A 20,970-nucleotide genomic window follows, 5' to 3' on the forward strand; every position below is an offset into this window, starting at 1 on the left:
CGGAGGTGGCGGGGCGGCGCGTCCTCCCCGCCCCCGCTCCTCGTCCACGCCATCCCTATCCCTGGAGATCCCGTGACTCAGAACATCTCACCGCCGACCAGCGCCCTCGACCTCGCAGCCGAGTTCCTCGATCGTCGGACGCCCGTCGACCGCCTTCGCGGCCTGCTGCACCGGTACCCCGTGATCAGCCCCGCGGTGGTGCTCGTCCTCGCGGTCATCGTCTTCGGCAGCATCAACCCGCGATTCTTCGCTCCCGCGAACCTGTCCCTCGTGCTCGACCAGGTCTCGGTCGTCGGCACCGTCGCCGTCGCGCAGACGCTGATCATCCTCACCGCCGGCATCGACCTCTCGGTCGGCGCGGCGATGATCCTCGCGTCCATGGTCGCCGCGCAGACCGCCGCCGACGCGGGGCTTCCGGCGCCTCTCGCGCTCGTCGTGGGCCTCGTCGTGGCTCTCGTTGCCGGTGCGATCAACGGACTGCTCGTGACGCGGCTGAAGCTGCCGCCGTTCATCGCCACGCTCGGGACGTTCAACGCGTTCCTCGCGCTGAGCCTGCTGTACAGCGGCGGGCAGACCGTGAGGCGCACCGACATGCCCGACCTCATGACCTGGACTGCTACGGCCATTCCGGTCGGAGACGTCCGGCTGACCGTCGGGGCGATCATCATGCTCGCGCTGTACGCGGGCGTCGCGTTCATCCTCGGCCGAACCGCCTGGGGGCGTCACGTCTACGCCGTGGGCGACGACGCCGAGGCGGCGCGCCTCGCGGGCATCTCCACGAGCCGCGTGCTGATGAGCGTCTACGTCGCGGCGGGAGCCGTGCTCGCGATCGCCGCATGGATCCAGATCGGACGGTCGGGCGCTGCCAGCCCCAACGCCGGCGCGGATCTCAACCTCGACTCCATCACGGCGGTCGTGATCGGCGGCACGTCGCTGTTCGGCGGGCGCGGCGTCATCTGGGGCTCGCTGCTCGGCGCGATCATCGTCGGCGTCTTCCGCAACGGCCTCTTCCTCGCCGGTGTGGACGGGCTCTACCAGACGCTCGCGATCGGCATCCTCGTCATCGTCGCCGTCTCCGTTGACCAGTGGATCAGGAAGGTGCGCAAGTGATCCCTTCAGAGAGCGCCGCCGCGGCGGCCGTGACCTCGGGGCGCGCCCCGGTGCTGGAAGCACGCCGGCTCGTGAAGACCTTCGGCCGCGTGGTCGGCCTGGACGGCGTGAGCCTCCAGCTCCACGCGGGCGAGGTGCTAGCTGTCATCGGCGACAACGGCGCCGGCAAGTCCACGCTCATCAAGTGCCTCACGGGCGCCTACATCCCCGACGAGGGCGAGCTCCTCCTCGACGGCTCCCCCGTGCACTTCAAACGGCCGCAGGATGCGCGCGCGGCGGGCATCGAAACCGTGTACCAGAACCTCGCCGTGTCGCCCGCGCTGGACGTCGCCTCGAACCTGTTCCTGGGGCGCGAGCGGCGCAAGCCCGGTGTGCTGGGCTCGGTCTTCCGCATGCTCGACACCGCGGGGATGCGCAAGGATGCCCGCGATGAAGTGCAGCGCCTGGGCATCTCCACGCTCCAGGACGTCACCGTCGCCGTCGAGAACCTGTCCGGGGGCCAGCGTCAGGCTGTGGCCGTCGCGCGCGCCGCGGCCTTCGGCTCGAAGGTCGTCATCCTGGACGAGCCGACGGCCGCGCTCGGGGTCCGCGAGTCGAATATGGTGCTCGAGCTCATCACGCGACTGCGCGACAACGGCGTGCCGGTCATCCTCATCTCGCACAACATGCCGCACGTCTTCCAGGTGGCCGACCGCATCCACATCCAGCGTCTCGGCAAGCGGGCCGCGACGATCACGCCGCAGTCGCACTCCATGACCGACGCGGTTGCGATCATGACGGGAGCGGCCACCGAATGAGCGAACCGGTCGTCCTGCATGCCGAGTTCACCGCCCGACCCGGCTCCGAGGACCATGTCGCGCAGCTGATCACCGCGTACGCGGGCGTCGTGCGCGCAGAGTCCGGGAACGTCGTGTTCGACGTGTACCGGAGGGCCGAGGCGCCCGAGCAGTTCTTCGTCTTCGAGGTGTACCGCGATCGCGCGGCCTTCGACGCGCACCTCGGGGGCGACGCCGGCAGCGCGTTCAACGCCGAGCTGGCCGACCACGTCACGGGCGGCCGCAGCGCGCTGCGCTTCCTCGAGCCGGCGTCGGTCGACGGATGGCGCACGTGACGGCGCCGCGGATCCTCGTCGTCGGCGAGGCGCTCATCGACATCGTTCGCCGCGCCGACGGGCGCATCGAGGAGATCCCCGGTGGCAGTCCCGCCAATGTGGCGATCACGCTCGGGCGCCTCGGACGTTCGCCGCGCCTCCTGACGGCGCTCGGGGCGGATGGCCACGGCCGGGTGCTGCGCGACTGGCTCGCCGAATCGGGCGTCGAGGTCGCGCACGCTGAGATCCCGCGGACCGCGACCGCGACGGCCGAGCTCGATAGGACGGGAGCGGCCACGTACGTCTTCGACATCGCCTGGTCGCTCTCCGGGGCGACGGCCGAAGATGCGGACGTCATCCACGTCGGCTCGATCGCCGGCCTGCTCGAGCCGGGAGCGGACGAGGTCCTGCACATCGTGGAAGCGGGGCGACCTGGAGCGCTCGTCACGTACGACCCGAACATCCGCCCCGCCCTCGTGTCGGATGGGGCCGACACCCGGCGGGGGGTCGAGTCCCTCGTCGCCCAGGCGGACGTCGTCAAGGCGAGTGACGAGGATCTGCACTGGCTCTATCCCGGATTCGACCCTCGCGACGCTGCACGCGCCTGGCAGGCTTCCGGGCCGGCCGTCGTCATCGTGACGGAGGGGGCGAAGGGTGCGTTCGCTGTCGCCGACTGCGGGGAGCTGGAGGTGCCAGGGCGCCGCGTCTCGGTCGTCGACACGGTCGGTGCGGGGGACACGTTCATGGGCGCTCTGATCGACGGCCTCATCTCCGCAGGGTGGGTAGACGGCACCGCGCGCGATGCGCTGCGCGCGGCGGACTCGGCGCAGCTCGCGTCGATCCTCGACTGGGCCGCGCGGGCTGCAGCCGTCACGGTCTCACGCCCGGGCGCGGACCCGCCTCGACGCGGCGAAGTCGCCTAGCGAGACGAGGAGGGCCCTCCACGTGCGCGCGGAGGGCCCTCGTGTGCTGCGGCTCAGCGGCTGTTCTGGGGCTGGGGCTTGAGCTCGAGGTTGGATGGGATGTCGGCGTAGCCGCCGAGGCCGTTGTCGCCGTACGTGCGGTCGACTGTTGCGGTGTCGCCGTCGATCTCGATGCGGACGGTGGGGCCGAGGGTTCCGCCGCGGCGGAAGTTGTCCTTCGTTCCGATCGTGTCGATGAACGACTGCACGAGGCCGTTGGGCATGACGTAGTGCGAGTAGGCCTGGAACTGGCCGGGGTGCTGGTTGTAGTCCGGGTCGAAGGGGTGTCCCACCGCGTAGTTCAGGTTCGACGGGCTGGCCAGCGCGAGTCCCGAACCGCGGTTGAGGGGCTGGTAGTCGCTGCGGATGCCGTTGCCGACGAAGCCGTACACGCCCTCGGGGCCGTCGAGGCCTGCGGCATACGTGTGGCGGTGGCTGATCGTGAAGAGGTAGTACTTGCCGTCCTGCATGTAGATCTGCGGGCGCTCGGTCTGGTCCGTGACGCAGTTCGCGGAGAGGATGGGCGGGAGGAACTCCCACTCGGTGAGGTCCTTGTTCGTCGCGCGGGCCAGTCCGACGTTGCCGATCTGGTAGGTCGCGCCCGAGGCGTTGACCTCTTCGACGGTCTCGGCGTAGGGGTCGCCTTCGCGGTAGCCGAGGTCCTCCTCGGTGCAGTAGGCCTCGTCACGGGGCATGGCGGTGTTGCCCTCGAAGACCATGAAGGTCTCGCCGGGGTGGGCGGGGTCCTCGAACGTGAACGGGTCGCGGAAGTTGAAGAACGGGTTCTGCTCGGCGGTCTGGTAGTACTCGCCGTCGGCCTGGAGCAGGTCGTGGACCTTGTTGAAGCCCGTGAGCTTGACGCCGTTCTTGTTGGCGTGCACGTGCCCGACCGAGAGGGCGATGCGCGGGTCGTAGGGCTTGATGTCCTGCCCGTTCTCGTCGCGGTAGAACGCCACGTCGGTGAAGAAGAGCTTGATCTCGCCGTTCGGGTACACCCGGGCGGAACCGGACCACTGGGTCTGGTGGCTGTAGGACTGGTCCTCGAAGATCGTGCCGGTCACGCCCTCGTCGAACACGAGGCCGCCGTAGGTCCAGCCGCCGTTCTCGGCGTACTCGCCGCCCTCGTTGCCCGGAGCGGTGCCAGCCGGGCGGTAGAAGTAGCCGATCTTGGCGTAGTGGTGGCGCTCGTCGAAGCCGAGGCTGCGGTCGGCGACGAGGGAGAAGATGATCTCCCAGCCGTTCACGCGGTACTGGTTCGCCTTCTCGTCGGTGAGCGGCCAGGTGTCCCACACCCAGACCTGCTCGTTGCTCATGTCGGGGAAGTCCTGCGGGATCGTCGGCATCGTGTACTCCTCGGGGAGGGAGTTCTCCCGGGGAGCGGCGTTCGGGTCGGACATCGCCTGGATCTGCATGGCATCCGCACGCGTCCACTTCGCGGTGAAGTCCGACAGCGGGTCGTATGCCTCCTGCGTGTGCTCGGTGGGAGCCGGGAAACCAGGCACCGCATCCGAGGCGGCGATGGCCGGGGTGGCCAGGAGGGAGGCGCCGAGGGCGCCGATCGCGACAGCGGCGCCGAGCAGGCGCCGTCGAGTGCGTGTGATGGTCACGTTCTTCGCTTTCGTGGGGAGACAGGAAAGTCGCTCGAACGCAGGGTGTGATCTTCCGGTGGGCAAGCTATGCGCGCGCTGAGAGCCGTGTCAAACGCATCGGGTCATCACGCGGAGATCGGCTGCCGACTCCGCCGCGTCATCGCGCGGCGGAAGGCGATTTCCTGGGAATCCACTGATTGCAAAACGGTTTGCAACGCCATACGGTGGAGGCGTCACTCGGATGTGGCGTGCTGAACTTCCACCCCTGTTGTCCGCGATGGTGCACCGTCTCCGTCGCCCATCGGCGGGGAGGCGGTGCACCCCAAGGAGTCCTCATGACCTCCCGCCGCGCTCGCACGCGCCTCGCCGTGCTGGCCGCGTTCTCCATCGTCCTGGCTGTCGTCGTCGCTCTCGTGTGGGCCTGGCCCCGCGACGATGGCCGATCCGCGCCCGGGTCGTCTGGGTCGCCCGCCGCGACGGCCGAGGGTCGTCCGAGCATCCACCTCACCCCGTCGGCGCACTGGATGAACGACCCTCAGCGGCCCGTCTTCGTCGACGGTCGCTGGCACCTCTACTACCTCTACAACGCCGACCACCCGCACGGAAACGGCACGGCCTGGTACCACGTGAGCTCGACCGACTTGGTGCACTGGCGCGACGAGGGCGTCGCGATCGAGAAGTACCGGAACGGCCTCGGCGACATCTGGACCGGCAGCGTCGTCGTCGACAAGCGCGGCACAGCGGGCTTCGGGGCGGGCGCGCTCGTTGCGCTCGTCACGCAGCAGGACGACGGCGTCCAGCGGCAGTCGCTCTTCTTCTCGACCGACGGCGGGGAGAGCTTCGCGTCGTACGACGGCAATCCGGTGATGGACAACCCGGGGGTCGACGCCTGGCGGGATCCCAAGGTGATCTGGGACGAGCAGCGCGGGCGCTGGCTGATGCTCCTCGCTGAAGGCGACAAGATCGGCTTCTACACCTCGCCTGACCTGAAGGAGTGGACCTATCGCTCGGGGTTGGAGCGCGACGACCTCGGCGTGCTCGAGTGTCCGGACCTCTTCGAGATGACGGCCGAGGACGGCTCGCGACACTGGGTGCTCGGTGTGAGCGCCAACGGCGAGGGGCACGGGCGCACGACCGGGTACGCGTACTGGACGGGCTCATTCGACGGCGAGGCGTTCGTGCCATCCGAGGATGACCCGCTCTGGCTGGACGGCGGCGCCGACTTCTACGCGGGCGTGACGTGGAGCGATCCGCGCGACGGCGCCGCGAGCATGCGGCGGTATGCGCTCGGATGGATGAACAACTGGGCCTACGCCGGATCGCTGCCGACCGCGGGGTGGCAGGGCGGAGCGCTCTCGATCGTGCGCGAGCTCCGCCTTCGCGAACAGGACCGGCGCCTTGCTCTCACGTCGGAGCCCATCGACGCGATCGGCGCCCTCGAGGGCGCGCCAGTCTCGGCATCCGGCATCCGGATCGTCGAGGGCGAGACCGCGGTCGACGGGATCCCGCAGCCGGCGGAGGGCGCGTTCCGGCTGCGGATGACGATCGCCCAGGACCCTCGCGATCCTGCGGACGAGGTCCGCGTGCGGGTCGGCGACGAGAGCGCGTTCGCGACGGTCGGCGCGGACTTCGCCCAGGGTGCCGTCTTCCTCGCCCGCGACGCGGACCTCGCTGCGGACGCGATGCCCGAGCAGTACGGGGCTGTGCGCACCGCGCGGGCGCCGCTCGCCGACGGGCGGGTCGAGTTCGACGTCGTCGTCGACGCGATCTCCATCGAAGCCTTCGCGGAGGGCGGGATCGCGTCGCTCACTGGGCTGGTCTTCCTCGATCCCGCGGGGCGAGCGATCGCCGTCGAGTCCGTCGGCGGTGACGTCATCGTCGAGGACGTGAGTGTGGCGCCTCTCGCGAGCGCGCGCTGACGAGGGACGCCACACTCAGCCGCACCGCGTCAGCGGCTGTTCTGGGGCTGGGGCTTGAGCTCGAGGTTGGATGGGATGTCGGCGTAGCCGCCGAGGCCGTTGTCGCCGTACGTGCGGTCGACTGTTGCGGTGTCGCCGTCGATCTCGATGCGGACGGTGGGGCCGAGGGTTCCGCCGCGGCGGAAGTTGTCCTTCGTTCCGATCGTGTCGATGAACGACTGCACGAGGCCGTTGGGCATGACGTAGTGCGAGTAGGCCTGGAACTGGCCGGGGTGCTGGTTGTAGTCCGGGTCGAAGGGGTGTCCCACCGCGTAGTTCAGGTTCGACGGGCTGGCCAGCGCGAGTCCCGAACCGCGGTTGAGGGGCTGGTAGTCGCTGCGGATGCCGTTGCCGACGAAGCCGTACACGCCCTCGGGGCCGTCGAGGCCTGCGGCATACGTGTGGCGGTGGCTGATCGTGAAGAGGTAGTACTTGCCGTCCTGCATGTAGATCTGCGGGCGCTCGGTCTGGTCCGTGACGCAGTTCGCGGAGAGGATGGGCGGGAGGAACTCCCACTCGGTGAGGTCCTTGTTCGTCGCGCGGGCCAGTCCGACGTTGCCGATCTGGTAGGTCGCGCCCGAGGCGTTGACCTCTTCGACGGTCTCGGCGTAGGGGTCGCCTTCGCGGTAGCCGAGGTCCTCCTCGGTGCAGTAGGCCTCGTCACGGGGCATGGCGGTGTTGCCCTCGAAGACCATGAAGGTCTCGCCGGGGTGGGCGGGGTCCTCGAACGTGAACGGGTCGCGGAAGTTGAAGAACGGGTTCTGCTCGGCGGTCTGGTAGTACTCGCCGTCGGCCTGGAGCAGGTCGTGGACCTTGTTGAAGCCCGTGAGCTTGACGCCGTTCTTGTTGGCGTGCACGTGCCCGACCGAGAGGGCGATGCGCGGGTCGTAGGGCTTGATGTCCTGCCCGTTCTCGTCGCGGTAGAACGCCACGTCGGTGAAGAAGAGCTTGATCTCGCCGTTCGGGTACACCCGGGCGGAACCGGACCACTGGGTCTGGTGGCTGTAGGACTGGTCCTCGAAGATCGTGCCGGTCACGCCCTCGTCGAACACGAGGCCGCCGTAGGTCCAGCCGCCGTTCTCGGCGTACTCGCCGCCCTCGTTGCCCGGAGCGGTGCCAGCCGGGCGGTAGAAGTAGCCGATCTTGGCGTAGTGGTGGCGCTCGTCGAAGCCGAGGCTGCGGTCGGCGACGAGGGAGAAGATGATCTCCCAGCCGTTCACGCGGTACTGGTTCGCCTTCTCGTCGGTGAGCGGCCAGGTGTCCCACACCCAGACCTGCTCGTTGCTCATGTCGGGGAAGTCCTGCGGGATCGTCGGCATCGTGTACTCCTCGGGGAGGGAGTTCTCCCGGGGAGCGGCGTTCGGGTCGGACATCGCCTGGATCTGCATGGCATCCGCACGCGTCCACTTCGCGGTGAAGTCCGACAGCGGGTCGTATGCCTCCTGCGTGTGCTCGGTGGGAGCCGGGAAACCAGGCACCGCATCGAGCGCGGTAGCCGCAGGGGCGGCGATCGCCGGCCCCGCGATGACAGACGCGCTGAGTGCGCTCAGCGCCAGGGCGACGCCCAGAAGGCGGCGCCGGGTTCGTTGTGTGCTCACGATCTTCGCTTTCGTCAGATGGATGGGACGGCCGCTCGAACGTGACGTGTGATCTTCCGGGGCAGACGCTATGACTGCACTGAGGGTGTGTCAACTGCCCGGGTTACCGGGCAGCGGCAGCATGCGGTTTCCGCGAGAACATGGGTTGCAAATCGGTTTGCAGCGGTGTTAGCCTCCGGGCGGTCACTCGAGAAGTGACGTGCGCATCTTCCGATCGCTGCACGGTGCATCGCCCTGTCGTGACCCGACGGGGCGATGCACCCCGCTCACGCGGGAGGCGCGACCGAGCCGCGCTCCACGAGGGCGCATTCCAGGCGCGCCTGGACCGGCTCGGTGTCGCCCTCGACAGCCGCGAGCAGACGCGACGCCGCCCAGTGGCCCATCTCGGCGTGCGGCAGCGCGATGGTCGTCAGAGACGGGCGGAGCCCTGCGGAGATGATCCGCAGGTCATCGACGCCGACGACGGAGAGCTCGTGCGGGATCGAGATGCCCGCTGCTGCCGCCGCCTGGTACACGCCCATCGCCATCTCGTCGTTGAAGCAGAAGACGGCGGTCGGGCGCGGTGTGCGCGCGAGCAGCGCGACGCCCGCTTCGTAACCACCGGTCGGATCGCCGCTCGCGCGGACGACGAGCCGCTCGTCGGCCGCGAGCCCCGCTTCCGCGAGGGCCGCGCGGTAGCCGTCCTCTCGCCCGTGCGCAGCGGGCACGTCCCCGCCGATCGTGGCGAGGGCGATCCGACGGTGCCCCGCCGCGATGAGGTGCCGCGTCGCGGTGAGTCCGATCCCGTGCTCATCGGGCACGACCGACGAGAGGCTCGGATCGTCGCTCGTCGCGTCGGCGAGGACGACGTTCTGGTCGCGCAACTCGTCGGGGACGACGACGGAACGGTGGAACATCCGCGCGTAGATGAAGCCGTCGACGCGATGCGTCAGCAGCGTGCGGATCTGACGTCGCTCGCGGTCGGCCATCCCATCGGAATCGAGCACGACGAGGACGCTGTCGTGCTCGGCAGCGGCCGCCTGGGCGCCGCTCACAATGCGACCGGCGTGCGGCGTGGAGGCGATGACGTCGCTCAGGAAGCCGAGCGTGTACGTGCGCGAGCCGCGCAGCGATCGCGCGCGGACATCCGGCAGATAGCCCAATCGCTCAGCCGTCTCGATCACCCGCGCGCGGGTATCGGGGTTGAGAGCGCGTGCGCCGCTGAAGGCGTGGGAGACCGTCGTCGGCGACACGCCGGCGGCAGCAGCGACATCACGGATGCCGACCCTCCGCTTCGGTTCCGCCGTGGCCATAGCGCAACGCTAGTGCACATGCCTTCAGCTCCCCTCGAAAGAGCGGATGACGATACCGGAGAAGCGCGCCGGCCCGCCGTCGGTGTAGAGCGAGATGCCGGTGTCGCCCTCGGTGAAGTGGACCTGCTGTGACAGCACCGTGTGTCCGGCGTTCACGAACACCTCCACGCTCTGCGTGTCGACGAAGATGCGAAGGTGCACCGTGCGCGCGGCGGGATCGATCGGCGCAGCTGCCCGCGTGTAGGGCGCGAGCTCATACCCCGCGAGCTCGGACGGCCCGCGATCGACGTAGAGGTCGCTGCCGTACTTGCCGATGTTCGTATGGCGCGCGCCGTCTGCGGAGCGCCCGACCGAGACGCCGACGTTGGTCGCCGAGTCCCACAAGATGTCCACTTCGAGCTCGTAGGCGCGCCCGCTCCAGGGCAGCACGACACTTCCGTCGACGATCCGATCAGGCAGGGTCGTCTCGGAGGTCACGCGTTCCGCGAGCGTCGCGACGGGACTGCTGAGGAGGCTGTACCAGCCGCCGGCCTGGCGTACGAGGCGCAGTTCGCGCGTGATCGCGTTCTGCCCGTTGTATCCGTCGGTCGCGTCTGTCGGCACATCGCGGGCGGCGTACTTCCAGTTGTTCATCCAGGCGGTCGCATAGCGCCGGGTCTCGGGCGCGTCCGCCTTCGGCCACGTCACCGCTCCGTACCAGTCCCAGCCCCAGTCGAGCCACTGCGGAGTGAGGTCGTCGGCAAGGAACTGCTCGCCGTCCCACGTGCCCATCCAGTACGCGTAGGTCATGGGGAGTCCGACGCCGTACGCGTCCATGCTCGCGCCGAGGATCCAGTGACGAGAGCCGTCGTCGGCCGTCATCTCGAAGAGGTCGGGGCACTCGATGCCGCCGAGCGCGTGGTCCGGGTAGTCGAAGTTGCGTCGCAGGCGCCAGTCGCGCAGGTTCGCCGAGGTGTAGAACGTCGCGTAGCGCGCACGGCCGATCACGCACACCCACTCGCCCCGTGCAGCATCCCAGTGGATCTTCGGGTCGCGGAACCATTCCGCGTGCGCGATCTCCTCGGGCGTGCTCGCCGTGCGCCCATCCGGGTTGACGATCACGGGGTCCGGCAGGGGAGTGAACGTGTACCCGCCGTCCGTCGACCAGTACAGGTACTGCTCCTGGAAACGGCGCACGCCGTCGGTCGGCTGCGTCGCGAGCGCGACGATCGCCCCTGACCCGAAGCCCGCGGTGTTCGCCGCGTCCACGACGAGCGATCCGGACCAGACCGGGACGTTCTGCCGCAGCGGCATGACCGTCCCGTGGTGCGTGAACGTCACCGCATCCACGGTCGTTGCGTGGTCCCATCCGCCTGGCCCATTGTTCACATCGGAATGCAGGTAGTACAGGTGATAGGCGCCGCCCACGTGGACGGGACGCTGGGGATCGCAGAGCCAGCCGGACGGCGGGGTCAGGTGGTAGATCGCGCGCAGGGACGTCAGCGCGCGCGCAGGCGCTGCGTCGACGGAGCCGACGAGCAGGGCGAGGGCGCCGGCTCCGGCGCCTTGCATGAGTCGGCGGCGGGAGATCGGATGCATCATCGCAGTTTCCTCTCGGTGTTCGCGGGCGCGACGGTGCGCCCGCCGTGGCGTGTGCGGACGACGGCGTTCGAAGGGCAGGGTCAGGCGAGCGCGGCGGCGAGGGTCTCGGTCGGACGATCGGCGGCGAGATGGGCGGTCGAGGCCCTGACGGCGCCCGCCCGCTCGGTCTGCAGGCTTGCGACGACTGGGCCGTCGCCGAGCATCACGAGATGTGTGATCGTCGCCGCGCCGTCGTCGGCGAACACCTCGAGCAGAGGGCCGTCGAGGCTGATCAGCAGCCGTCGCGTCGATCCGTCCTCGATCAAGCCGGTCGTGCACGCCGATGCGAAGTCAGGATGGACGGCCTCCGCGTCGGGGCCGCCGCGCTCGAAGCGGAGGGTCGCTGTCTCGGGATCGTGGCTCAGCTCCGCGAACGCGTCGGCGTCGCCCGTGAGCCGCAGGCGCAGAGAACCGGTCGTGCGCGGATCCCACTCCAACTCGAGCAGGGAGTGGGCGGTCAGGGCGAGCTCAGCGAATGGTCTCGCGGCGCGGACCACCTTCGACGGCGTATCGGCGAGGTGCTCGCGCACGAAGATCGGGGGTTCCTGGTGCAGTTGCACTCGTCCGCGACGGTCTCGGCGGAGCGAGAGTCGACGCGCGAGCGACATCGCTCCCCGCCACGGCGACGACGGGATGGCATGGGCGTAGCGCCAGTTGCTCATCCAGGCGAGCATGACCGCCTCGCCGCCTGGTGCGCTGTCGAACGTGACGCCGGCGTAGAGGTCACGTCCCTCGTCGAGCCGAGCGAACTGGCAGGTGTCGGGTGTGAAGGCGATCCCGTCGAAGGTCCCGGCGATCCAGCTCATCGCCGATCCGCGAGGATCGGCATCGTCGCCGACGGGGTTCGTGCTGAGCAGGAGAACCCAGCGGATGTCATCCGGATCGTCGTCGACGGCGAGCGGGACGAGGTCGGGGCACTCCCAGACCACACCATCGGTTCCGAGTGGCCCGAACGAGCTGAGATGCTCCCACGTGCGAAGATCGTCGGACCCGTAGAAGAGCACCTGACGCGCGTCGGCTTCGACCGCGACGAGGATCCATCGATCGCGGCCGTCGGCCGTCGGGAACCGGACGACCTTCGGATCGCGGAAGGACGTCGTCCCTCGGTCGAGCACGGGGTTCTCGAGGTCGGGCGACCAGGTGAGGCCGCCGTCGTCGCTCACGGCGCGGGACTGCGCTTGCCGGCCGTCGTCGTATGCGCTCGTGTAGTGCGCGATGAGCCGGACGCCGTCCCGCTCGGCCACCACGGACCCGGAGAAGATCTGTTCACCCGGCCGGTGCCGCAGAGCGACCGGGTGCTCGGTCCAGTGCGCGAGATCCGTGCTGGACGCGTGGCCCCAGCTCATGTTGCCCCAGTCGGACGACTCGGGGTTGTACTGGAAGTAGGCATGCCAGAGGCCGCTGTGATGAACCAGGCCGTTGGGGTCGTTCATCCAGTTGCGCCTCGGCGTGAGGTGGAACGCCGGACGAGGGACGCGGATCATGACCTAGCCTCCGCGATCGACGCGCGCGCGACGGGAGGGCAGGCGATGCGACGCACTCCGTCGGCCGCATCGTCGATGCCGAGCAGAACCCGCACGCCGGCAGCGCCCAGCTCGTAGTGCGGGAGGGCGACCGTCGACAGGGGCGGTCGGAGGTGCGCGGCGATGACCTCCTGGTTGTCGAACCCCATCACAGCGATGTCCTCCGGCACGCGTCGCCCGTGTTCGCGGAGTCCGTCGTAGAGGCCCATCGCCACGCGGTCGTTGTGACAGAACACCGCTGTCGCCTGAGACGCGAGCACCTGCCTCGTGGACGCGTAGCCGCCCTCCTGCTCGGGCGCCGCGGGGAGGACGAGCGCGTCGTCGAAGGGGATGCCGGCCGCCTCGAGGGCTGCGCGATAGCCCGCCAGGCGTCCGCTCTGCGCGGGCGAGGGCGTGGTCGTGTTGATGAAGGCGATCCTCGTGTGCCCCGCTGCGAGCAGGACCTCGGTGGCCGTGCGGCCGCCCTGCTCCTCGTCCGGCACGACCGCGGGGAGGCCGCTGCCCGGCGCGAAGCAGTCGACGAGCACGGTGTCGGTCTGGCGGAGGGTCTCCGGGACGACGATCTCGCGGTGGTACCAGGTCGAGTAGAGGATGCCCTGCACCTGGTGCTCGAGCATCATGGCGATCGCGTCCGTCTCGGCGGCGGTGTTGCCGTCGGTGTTGGCGACGAGCAGCACATAGCCGTGCTTCCAGGCCTCGTCCTGTGCGCCGTGGATGATCTGGCCGGCGAACGGCGTCGTCGCGATCGCATCGGCGACGAGGCCGATGAAGCGCGAGGAGCCTTGCGACAGCGTCTTCGCGAGGGCGTTCGGGCGGTAGCCGAGTTCGAGCACGGCCTCTTGCACGCGGCGGCGGGCGTCTTCGCCGATGCGCGCGCCGGGCTTGTCATTCACGACGTGGGAGACGGTCGCCACCGAGACGCCTGCGGCCCTGGCGACGTCTCTCATGGTGACCGGCGAGCGCCCGTGGTCGGTGGTCGTCATCCCTTGGTCGCTCCGCTCTCGAGTCCGCTGATCATCGCCTTGTTGAGCACGAGGAACACGAGGAGCAGCGGAGCCACCGTGACGCACACGGCGGCGAACGTCGCTGTCCAGTCGGTGTTGCCCATCGCCCCGATGTAATTCTGCAGGCCGAGCGGGATGGTCTTGAGACCATCCGACAGCACGAACGTGTTCGCGAAGATGAAGTCGTTCCAGATGAAGATGCTGTTCACGAGGACGACCGTGATGATCGTGTTCGCGGAGAGGGGGAAGGTGATCTTCGCGAAGATCCGATACGGGCCCGCTCCGTCGAGTGAGGCGGCCTCGTACATCTCTCGCGGGATGTACTCGTAGAAGGAGGAGAACAGGTACACCGACATCGGCAGAGAGAACGCCGCGAGCGGAATGATCATCGACATATGGGTGTCGAGCAGGCCCACTTGCGAGTAGTCGATGAACAGCGGAACGAGCGCGATCTGGACCGGCACGATGATGCCGAGGAGGAACAGCGAGCGCACGAGCCCGCTGAAGCGGAAGCCGAGCACCTGCAGGGAGTACGCCGCCATCATCCCGGCGATCACGATGAGCGCGCTCGAGCCGAGCGTCACGATGAGGCTGTTGAGGATGTTCAGCCACAGGTCGCCGGTCGCGAACGCCCGCTCGTAGTTCTCGAGTGTGTACGCCGACGGCAGGGCGAACGGGTTGCCTCCCGCGAAGTCGGACGCCGTGCGGAAGCTCGTCACGAACAGCCAGGCGAGCGGGTAGACCTGCACGACCACGATCAGGGCGACCGTGACGCTCAGCAGTGCGCGGTGGATCGGGAGTCGCTGCGTGCGCGGGGTCCGCGCGCGATCGCGCGGCGGTTCGGTCACGGCGGTCTCCGAAGGTCGGATGAGGGCGGGAGCGGTCACGAGTCGTCCCTTCGACGGAGCAGGAGGATGATGAGGCCGACGGCGACGAGGCACTCGACGACGATGAAGACCGAGATCGCGCTCGCGTACCCGTAGTCCGTGTGCACGAACGCGGTCTTGTACATGTACGTCGTCAGGAGCTCGGAGGCCTGCCCCGGACCTCCTCCCGTCAGGAGGTAGGGGATATCGAACCCCCGCAGGGCGAAGGTCGTCGCCATGATCGTCGTGGTGATCCAGACGGGGCGGATATACGGGAAGCGGATGCGCCAGAAGGTCTGCCACCAGGAGGCGCCGTCGAGACGAGCGGCCTCCTCGAGCTCGCGCGGGACCGCGATCAGGGCCGCGTAGATGATCAGCATGTACAGGCCGGTGAAGCGCCATCCCTCGGGGATCGAGACCGCAGCGAGCACGGTCTGGACGTCCGAGAGCCACGCGGATTGAAGGTCTTCGAGACCGAGCCACGCGAGCGCCTGGTTGAGGAGGCCGACCGGGTCCAGCGAGTAGATGCGCTGGAAGAGGAAGGCGATCGCGACGGTCGAGATCACGGCAGGCAGCAGGTAGAGCGTCTTCACGAGCTCCCGGGCGCGCGGCAGCGCGGTGAGCAGCCCGGCGACCGCGAGCGCGCCGCCCAGCTGCAGCACGAGGCAGATCGCGAGGTAGCCGAGCGCGTTTCCGAACGACGTCCAGAACACGTCGTCACGCGTGAGCATCTTGACGTAGTTGTCGACGCCGACGAAGACCATGTCGGTGATCCCGTCCCAGCGGAACAGACTGAGGACGAGCGACTGGATGATCGGCAGCAGCACAGCGACGCCGTAGAGCAGCAACGGCGGGACGAGGAACACCGCGACCGAGAGCGCCGAGCGGCGCGGCAGCATGGACGTCCGCATCGTCGGGCGGGGCCGGGACGGGCGGCGTACGCTCGCCCCGGACCGAGCCGTCTCAGCCATCGAGGTTCTCCGCGAGGGTCGCGTCCATCGTCTCGATGAACTGGTCCGGGGTGATCTCGCCCTGTACGAGCAGCGTCAGCTCCTGCTGGAGGCGCGTGTTCGTCGCGGGATCGAGCTGCGTGTCCCACGGCATCGCGATGGCCTCGCCGACGCCGTCGGCCTGCTCGACCGCGCGCGTGTACAGGTCGGTGGCGCCCTCGGGGATGGCCGTCTCGGAGGTCGTCGTCGGAGACAGTGCGCCCGTGGCCGCGTAGACCTCGGGGTAGCGCTCAAGCGCGAACGCGAGGAAGTCGCGGACGAGCGGGTCGTACGTCTTCGCGTTCACGGCCATCCCGATGCCCGACGGCGTCACGTACTCGTTCTCGGCCGTCACCGCCCCGTCGATCGTCGGCAGCGTGAAGTAGTCGACGGCGTCTCGCACCGCCGGGTCGAGGGCATCGGTCGCGAGGTTGCCGAGCTCCCAGGTCCCGATGTTGTAGATGGCCGCGCGCCCCGAGGTGAAGAGCGCCTGCGCGTCCGCGTATCCGGTCGAGGAGAAGCCGTCGGCGAAGCAGCCGGCCTCGCCGAGTGCGTGCATCCACTCGGCAGCGGCGCGACCCGCCGGGTCGGCGAACGACGCGTCGCCGTTCTTGAGGTCCTGAACGTACTCGGGCCCGGCCATCCGGAACGGGTAGTAGGCCAGGTAGCGCTCGAGCGGCCACTGGTCCGCCCCGTCGAGGGCGATCGGTGTGATGCCGGCGGCGCTCAGCTGCTCGCACATCTGCGGAAAGTCGTCGAGTGTGGCGGGCACCTGGACGCCCGCTTCGGCGAAGAGATCGGTGTTGTACCAGAAGAACTCGAGCTGGAACTCGAACGGCACCATGTACAGCGACCCGTCGTCGAACCGCTGGTAGGCGAGGGCGGCCTCGCGGTAGTCGTCGGCGAGCCCGAGATCCTCGAGGAGCAGTTCCACGTCGACCATGCGACCCTGATCGGCGAGCTTCTGCGCGAACGGCGTCGCATCGGTGTCGAACAGCTCGGGCAGCTTGTTCGCCGCGGCGAGCGTCTCGTACTTCTGGATGTACGAGGGGCGGTCCGGTGTCGTGATGAGGTTCAGGGCGAACCCGGGGTGCTCATCGGCGTACTCGTCGGCGATCTGCTGCATGGCCGTGATCACGCCGCCGTCTGCTGGTCGGGAGAGGAGCCACGAGATCTCGCGGGCGACGATCTCGCCGTCGGGGTCGACGTCGGCGGGATCGGAGGAGGCGGTCGTGCCGGAGCAGCCGGCGAGGGCGAGAGCGGAAGCGGCGAGGCCGGCGAGCAGCGCCGCGCTGCGGTGAGGGCGGGACATGGTCGTCATCTCCATTGACTGATCGATCGGGTGTGGGCGGGCGTCGGCTCAGCGGCCGAGGGAGAGGAGGGTCTCGCGGCGATCCGCAGAGGCGGTGGACTCGGGGACGCGGACGGTGAGTTCGTGCAGGAGTGCGGACCCTTCGCCGACGAAGAAGCCCACGCGGCCCGAGGTGCGGTCGTAGATGCGCGTGCTGAGCACCGTTGCGTCGTCGAGGGTCGCGACGCAGATGTCGCCGTCGACGAGGACGTCGAGCACGTGCGCGCCCGGGTCGACGGTGCACGGCCGCTCGAGCTCGACCGCGAACGGGACGTCGCCCGAGATCTGCCATTGCTCGCCGCCCGTGCGGCGCCTCGGCCAGCGGTCGAAGACGAGGCGGTTGCGTCGAGGCTCCACGCGGATGGCGTAGCCGGCGTCGCCGTCGGCGCTCGTCCGCAGGAGCATGCCGCACTCCGTCGTGCCTTCGCTGATCTCGAACTGAGCAGTGACTCGGAAGGCGTCAGGGGCGTCCTCGTGCGAGAGGATGTGCTGATAGCCGTCGGGTGCGGCGAGCGTCTCAGCGTGCATGACGACCCCCGTCGACCCGGTGGAGTAGGCGCTGCGCAGCTCGGCGGGCGGATGGAAGGCGAGCGTGCCGTCCATCCGCTGCTCCGCCTCGAGCACCGAAAGCGTGCCGGCCCACTGCCACGCGCCGTCGTCGCACGCGCCTTCGCGCGTCGCGATCCAGCCGAAGAAGAGGCGTCGTCCGTCTCGCTCGGCCGACTTGGCCGCGTAGTAGGCCCGTCCGTCGAGCGTGTCGTGCTCGGGTACCAGCCACGGGCCGTCGAGGCTCCGGGCCATCCGGTACCGGGTGGTGAACGACTCGCTGAACTCCGACGAGACGAGGTACCACCAGTCCCCCCACTGGAACACCTCGGGGCACTCGTGCGCGAGAAAGCGCCGCGGGTCCCAGAACGGCGCTGCGGGTTGCCACGCGCGGAGGTCGTGCGAGACGCACTGCGCGATGACGCCCCGTCGGCGCCGCGGCCCGCTGTCGTGGCGAGCCGTGATGAGCATGCGCCAGAGGCCGGCCTCGTGGTCGCGGAACACGAACGGATCGCGCCAGTCCGAGGTCTCGTAGCCGGGCGTTGCGCCGAAAGCGTCGTCGGGGTGCCGTTGCCACGTGCGCATGCCGTCTGCGCTCGTCGCATGCATGACGACCTGGACGGGAAGGCCGTCGGATCCGAGTAGGGTCGGGTTCTGACCCGTGTAGAACGCGTGGTGGAGGCCGCTCTCGTCGCGGACGATGCTGCCGGTGTAGACGTTGAAGTCTGCCGCGTCCGGCCCGCCCGAGGCGAGTGCGACGCCCTTCTCTGAGAACTCGACGAGGTCCGTCGTCTCGATGCGCAGCCACGGCATTCCGGTCTTCGGCTCGCGGCGCTCTTCGTGAAGGTAGAAGAGATGGAAGACGCCATCCTCCTGCCAGGGGATCACGTCCCCCACCCAGGCTCCGTCCGGTCGGTAGAACCCTCGTCGGCTCATCGTCACCCCGTCATTGGTGGTTAATCGGTTGAGCAGGACGTTAGCAGGTCTCGGTGGAGATGGTCAATCGGTTAATCACGAACAAGGGGAACGGGCCCCCCGCGTCTGACGCGGAGGGCCCGTCGTTCGGCGCCCGTCAGCGCGCGAGTGCGGCGAACCCGGTGACGCGCTTGGGGCGCGGCGGGGCGTAGGTGCGCACCTTGGACGTGCGAAGGCCGAGGCGCACGAGGCCCTCCGCGACCGCGACCGCCGCCTGCACGCCGTCCACGACGGGCACTCCGCACAGCTGCACGACGCGGTCCTTCAGCTCGGCCATCCCGCCGCAGCCGAGCACGATGACCTCCGCGCGGTCCTGCTCGACGGCGCGCTGCGCCTCCGCCGCGATCGCCTCGACCGCGCGGGCGGGGTCGGACTCGAGCTCGAGCACGCCGAGGCCCGACGACCGCACCGAGGCACACCGATCGTGCAGCCCGGCGAGGACGAGCCGGTCCTCGATGAGCGGGACCGCCCGGTCGAGCGTCGTGATGACCGAGTACGAACGGCCGACGTACATCGCGGTCGACGCCGCGGCCTCCGTGATGTCGACGACGGGCACGTCGAGCAGCTCCTGCAGGCCCTCGCGCCCGTGCTCGCCGTATCCCGCCTGGATCACGGCGTCGTACGGGCCCTCGTACCGCGTCACCTTGTCCATCACGGCGATCGCGGCGAGGTAGCTCTCCACGTTCCCCTCGCACGACTCGGCGCCGAAGTCGGGGGTGAGGCCGATGATCTCGGTGCCCGGAGAGGCGGCCGAGCGCGCCGCCTCCGCGATGCCCTCGGTCATCGACTCCGTCGTGTTCACGTTCGCGACGAGAATGCGCATGTCGGTGCTCCTTCTTCCGGGGCGATCAGTGGGTCGGCGTGACGGCGATGTCGGTGCCGGCGACATCGTGGAAGGGCCCGCGGCGGTCGGCGATCACGGCGTACACGACCGCGGCGAGTCCGGCGGCGAAGAACCACGAGAAGTCGCGGACCGCGGCGAACGCGGGCAGGAACGTGAACAGGAGCGAGATCGCGCCCGAGATCGCGAGGGCGATGACGGCTCGCGGGTTGAAGCCGCGGGTGTACGCGTACTCGCCGACCGGCGAGGTCGAGTACAGCTCGGGCACGTTGATCCGCTGTCGGCGGATGATCCAGTAGTCGACCATGATGATGCCGAAGAGCGGGCCGAGGAGGGCGCCGAGGCCGCCCAGGAAGACGTTGATCACGACGGGCGAGTTGTAGAGGTTCCACGGCAGGATCACGAGGCCGATCACGGCCGACAGGATGGCCGCCTTGCGGAAGTCCAGGTGACGCGGCAGGAGGTTCGTGAACGCGTAGGTCGGGGCGACGAAGTTCGCCATGAGGTTCACCGCGATCGTGAGGGCGATGAGCGCGAGCGAGGCGAGCACGAGCAGGAAGGTGTTCGGGATGGCCGCGACGACGTCGGCGGGCGAGGTGATGAGCGTGCCGTTCAGGCGGAACGTGCCGCCCGAGAGCACGACGACGATCGCGCCGAAGAACAGCATGTTGATCGGGATGCCCCAGAAGTTGCCCTTGACGACGGCCGCGCGCGACTTCGCACCGCGCGTGAAGTCGCAGAAGTTGAGCACGAAGGTGCCGTAGATCGACACCCACAGCGACGCCGCGCCGAGCATCGTGAGCCAGAGCTCGCCGCCCTCGGCCGTGCCGAGCGGCGCCCAGTCGATCTGGAACCCGCTCTGGATGAGCACCCAGACGGCGAGGACGACGAAGGTGCCGAGGATGATCGGCCCGGCCCACGCCTCGTACTTGCGGATCATCTCCATGCCGTAGCTGACGATGACGACCTGGATCGCCCACAGGGCGAGGAATGTGATCCATCCGAGGGCCGACAGGCCGAGGAAGGATCCGGCCTGCAGTGCGACCGCTCCGGGCGCGACCGCGATGATGACGACCTGCAGCACCTGCGACGCGAGGTACGTCTGGATGCCGAACCATGCGATCGCGACGATGCCGCGGAGCAGGCCGGGGATCTGCGCGCCGTGCACGCCGAAGGCGATGCGGCTCATGACGGGGAAGGGCACGCCCGTCTTCTCGCCCATGAACCCCGACAGCGTCAGGAGCAGGAAGAGGAAGAGCGCCCCGAACGCGAGTGCCCCGAGGATCGCGCCGCCGCTCAGCCCGAGCGCGAACAGGCCGATCGCGAACGCGTAGTTGCCGAGGCTGTGCACGTCGTTCGCCCAGAGGGTGAAGATGCTGTAGGCGCTCCAGTGGCGGCCCTCGCGGGTCGTGGGTGCGAGGTCGCTGTTGTAGAGGCGCGGGCTGATGCCGGCCTGGACGGCGAAGGTCGCGGATGGCGGGTTCGCGAGCCCCTCGGAGGCGCGGCTCGGGATGTGGACGTACTCTTCGGTCGACATGGACGCTTCTTTCCTCGACTTCGTCGTCAGGGGAGAGGGATGATGAAAGTTCCATAATATGGAACGCCTGTTTCGGGTAAAGGAATTTCACCACGTCGTCGGTCCAGCTGTCAACGGTC

At 69.0% G+C, this 20,970-nt stretch carries 17 protein-coding genes; 5 read left to right on the top strand and 12 right to left on the bottom strand.

The window, feature by feature from the left end; all coding sequences use genetic code 11:
• The first annotated feature begins 72 nt into the window (after positions 1 to 72).
• Genes M1D56_RS00695 through M1D56_RS00710 form a run of 4 tightly spaced genes read left to right on the top strand, consistent with a single transcriptional unit; the run spans position 73 to position 3,123 of the window.
• Entirely contained in the window at positions 73 to 1,110 is a 1,038-nt protein-coding gene (locus M1D56_RS00695) for an ABC transporter permease (protein ID WP_455968992.1), read from the top strand.
• Complete coding sequence (locus M1D56_RS00700; RefSeq protein ID WP_455969165.1) at positions 1,110 to 1,907, top strand: ATP-binding cassette domain-containing protein; 798 nt, start codon at positions 1,110 to 1,112, stop codon at positions 1,905 to 1,907. The genes M1D56_RS00695 and M1D56_RS00700 overlap by 1 nt, the downstream gene beginning before the upstream one ends.
• Positions 1,904 to 2,221, top strand: coding sequence for a putative quinol monooxygenase (locus M1D56_RS00705; RefSeq protein WP_456284343.1), 318 nt, complete (start codon positions 1,904 to 1,906; stop codon positions 2,219 to 2,221). The genes M1D56_RS00700 and M1D56_RS00705 overlap by 4 nt, the downstream gene beginning before the upstream one ends.
• Complete coding sequence (locus M1D56_RS00710) at positions 2,218 to 3,123, top strand: carbohydrate kinase family protein (RefSeq protein ID WP_456284344.1); 906 nt, start codon at positions 2,218 to 2,220, stop codon at positions 3,121 to 3,123. Before M1D56_RS00705 ends, M1D56_RS00710 begins: the two co-directional genes overlap by 4 nt.
• A 53-nt stretch (positions 3,124 to 3,176) precedes the next feature.
• On the opposite strand, the gene M1D56_RS00715 is transcribed toward M1D56_RS00710, so the two are convergent.
• The gene (locus M1D56_RS00715; RefSeq protein WP_455968998.1) at positions 3,177 to 4,769 is read right to left on the bottom strand and encodes a glycoside hydrolase family 68 protein; all 1,593 of its coding nucleotides are present in this window, start codon (positions 4,767 to 4,769) and stop codon (positions 3,177 to 3,179) included.
• A gap of 317 nt (positions 4,770 to 5,086) precedes the next feature.
• Here M1D56_RS00715 and M1D56_RS00720 point away from each other — a divergent pair, with 317 nt between their 5' ends.
• A complete protein-coding gene (locus tag M1D56_RS00720; RefSeq protein WP_456284345.1) occupies positions 5,087 to 6,670 on the top strand; it encodes a GH32 C-terminal domain-containing protein in 1,584 nt (527 codons plus the stop codon).
• Positions 6,671 to 6,699: 29 nt separating this feature from the next.
• On the opposite strand, the gene M1D56_RS00725 is transcribed toward M1D56_RS00720, so the two are convergent.
• From M1D56_RS00725 to M1D56_RS00775, 11 genes are all read right to left on the bottom strand, one after another.
• The gene (locus M1D56_RS00725; RefSeq protein ID WP_456284346.1) at positions 6,700 to 8,307 is read right to left on the bottom strand and encodes a glycoside hydrolase family 68 protein; all 1,608 of its coding nucleotides are present in this window, start codon (positions 8,305 to 8,307) and stop codon (positions 6,700 to 6,702) included.
• A 266-nt stretch (positions 8,308 to 8,573) separates the two neighbouring features.
• The gene (locus M1D56_RS00730) at positions 8,574 to 9,599 is read right to left on the bottom strand and encodes a LacI family DNA-binding transcriptional regulator (RefSeq protein WP_455969002.1); all 1,026 of its coding nucleotides are present in this window, start codon (positions 9,597 to 9,599) and stop codon (positions 8,574 to 8,576) included.
• A 24-nt stretch (positions 9,600 to 9,623) separates the two neighbouring features.
• Positions 9,624 to 11,180 carry a glycoside hydrolase family 32 protein gene (locus tag M1D56_RS00735; RefSeq protein WP_456284347.1) on the bottom strand — a complete coding sequence of 519 codons (1,557 nt, stop codon included), beginning with the start codon at positions 11,178 to 11,180 and terminating at the stop codon, positions 9,624 to 9,626.
• An 80-nt stretch (positions 11,181 to 11,260) separates the two neighbouring features.
• A complete protein-coding gene (locus M1D56_RS00740; protein WP_456284348.1) occupies positions 11,261 to 12,703 on the bottom strand; it encodes a GH32 C-terminal domain-containing protein in 1,443 nt (480 codons plus the stop codon).
• On the bottom strand, positions 12,700 to 13,725 hold the full coding sequence (locus M1D56_RS00745) for a LacI family DNA-binding transcriptional regulator (RefSeq protein ID WP_456284349.1): 1,026 nt from the start codon (positions 13,723 to 13,725) through the stop codon (positions 12,700 to 12,702). Before M1D56_RS00745 ends, M1D56_RS00740 begins: the two co-directional genes overlap by 4 nt.
• Positions 13,722 to 14,633, bottom strand: coding sequence for a carbohydrate ABC transporter permease (locus M1D56_RS00750; protein ID WP_456284350.1), 912 nt, complete (start codon positions 14,631 to 14,633; stop codon positions 13,722 to 13,724). The genes M1D56_RS00745 and M1D56_RS00750 overlap by 4 nt, the downstream gene beginning before the upstream one ends.
• Positions 14,630 to 15,511 carry a carbohydrate ABC transporter permease gene (locus M1D56_RS00755; protein ID WP_324013062.1) on the bottom strand — a complete coding sequence of 294 codons (882 nt, stop codon included), beginning with the start codon at positions 15,509 to 15,511 and terminating at the stop codon, positions 14,630 to 14,632. Before M1D56_RS00755 ends, M1D56_RS00750 begins: the two co-directional genes overlap by 4 nt.
• A 64-nt stretch (positions 15,512 to 15,575) precedes the next feature.
• Positions 15,576 to 16,913, bottom strand: coding sequence for an ABC transporter substrate-binding protein (locus M1D56_RS00760; RefSeq protein WP_456284351.1), 1,338 nt, complete (start codon positions 16,911 to 16,913; stop codon positions 15,576 to 15,578).
• A 48-nt stretch (positions 16,914 to 16,961) separates the two neighbouring features.
• Positions 16,962 to 18,434: a GH32 C-terminal domain-containing protein gene (locus M1D56_RS00765; protein ID WP_456284352.1), complete on the bottom strand. Its 1,473-nt coding sequence runs from the start codon at positions 18,432 to 18,434 to the stop codon at positions 16,962 to 16,964.
• A gap of 136 nt (positions 18,435 to 18,570) precedes the next feature.
• A complete protein-coding gene (locus M1D56_RS00770) occupies positions 18,571 to 19,296 on the bottom strand; it encodes an aspartate/glutamate racemase family protein (protein WP_324013058.1) in 726 nt (241 codons plus the stop codon).
• Between the two features lie 25 nt (positions 19,297 to 19,321).
• Entirely contained in the window at positions 19,322 to 20,851 is a 1,530-nt protein-coding gene (locus M1D56_RS00775) for an NCS1 family nucleobase:cation symporter-1 (protein WP_421074916.1), read from the bottom strand.
• Between the last annotated feature and the right edge of the window lie 119 nt (positions 20,852 to 20,970).

The sequence above is a fragment of the Microbacterium sp. JZ101 genome (assembly GCF_053903175.1).